This is a genomic window from Halorubrum amylolyticum, from assembly GCF_004114995.1.
GTDB classification, from domain to species: domain Archaea; phylum Halobacteriota; class Halobacteria; order Halobacteriales; family Haloferacaceae; genus Halorubrum; species Halorubrum amylolyticum.
In genome coordinates this window covers 1-1,079 of the sequence record NZ_SDJP01000075.1, presented here as the reverse complement: position 1 = coordinate 1,079, position 1,079 = coordinate 1, and the positions used below count along the sequence as shown (strand labels likewise).

Annotated in this window: 2 protein-coding genes; both read left to right on the top strand. The window is 60.9% G+C overall.

The annotated features are described in order from the left end of the window. The first annotated feature begins 109 nt into the window (after positions 1 to 109). Positions 110 to 508 (top strand): hypothetical protein, encoded by a 399-nt coding sequence (locus ESO89_RS18320; protein WP_128906807.1) that lies wholly within the window; start codon positions 110 to 112, stop codon positions 506 to 508. A 145-nt stretch (positions 509 to 653) separates the two neighbouring features. After that, positions 654 to 1,025, top strand: a complete 372-nt coding sequence (locus tag ESO89_RS18315) for a hypothetical protein (protein ID WP_128906806.1) — start codon at positions 654 to 656, stop codon at positions 1,023 to 1,025. Positions 1,026 to 1,079 lie beyond the last annotated feature (54 nt).

Sequence of the window (1,079 nt, the reverse complement as noted above, 5' to 3'; positions counted from 1 at the left end):
CTCCGAATTGTCGTTGCTATTACCAATTTTGAGCGGGGAAATAATCCGGGCCGTGAGAAGCTCACGCTATGAGACTGATTCTATGACAGGCTCTTCAGGGTAACGACTGATGGCGACCCGCAACTCGATGGGTGCGACCCTTCAAGACTACACCGAGCTCAAGACGATCCCGGCGATGCTGTCCGTCGCGTTCATCGCGGCCGGACTCTACCAGTTCGGCGGGATCTCGGACATCACGCTGACGTGGCTCAACTCGTACACGCTGACCACTCAACACGCGACGTTTGCTTCGCTGGGCGCGTACGTCGTCGCGTTTGCGTCCTCTGAGACCAAGAGCTTCGAGCATTACGAGCAGTGGGAGCAGGGCCTCATCGCTGCTGGCCCGCTTCTCATCCTCGGCTATCAGTACGTCGACCAGGTGGCGAGCATCGTCAACACGACGAGCAACGTCGGACCCATCGCGGCCTTCCTCGTGACGGTCGCTGCATGGGGCGTCGCCGTCCGGTAACCACCCCCTCGATCTTACACTTATGAGTTCCAACAATGACGACTCGACTAGCTGTATCGCTTCGAACCGCGCTCCTGATGGGCCTGCTGTGGGCGCTGACGGTGATCGTTCCGACCGCGATCGTCGTCTGGGCCGCCGCGCCTTCGTGAGCGGTCTCGGCGCCACCGCCGCCGCGGGCGTCGGCTCGAAATACCTCGGCTCGCCCGTCGGAGACGCTGACGCGCTCGCGTTCACGACTGCCGCGATCGGTGCCGGGCTCATTGTCGGCGCTGCCGGTGGTATCGCTGTCGGTGCGACCTTCGGCGGCCCTGATGACTCCGAGGTCGCCGATTCGCTCGACTGGCAAACCCACGTCGATGAGTTCACTCGTGCTCGCGAGGACCAGCTGTTGCTTGAGCAAACGCTGGCCTCGCTTGAACGCGACATACAGCTCGTCGAGAACAAGGCGAGAGAAGAGGCTATCTTTAGGATTTACGTATGTGTTTACCCCGAGGTCTCGACAGCCGGCACAGCGTGAGCCCGTGAGATCATATCATTGCTGCTGACGACTCGACGAAGCTCTTCGTATGGA

What these genes read in the sequence shown, in the direction of transcription:
- ESO89_RS18320 (WP_128906807.1), top strand. Translation starts at nt 110, where the DNA reads ATGGCGACCCGCAACTCGATGGGTGCGACCCTTCAAGACTACACCGAG.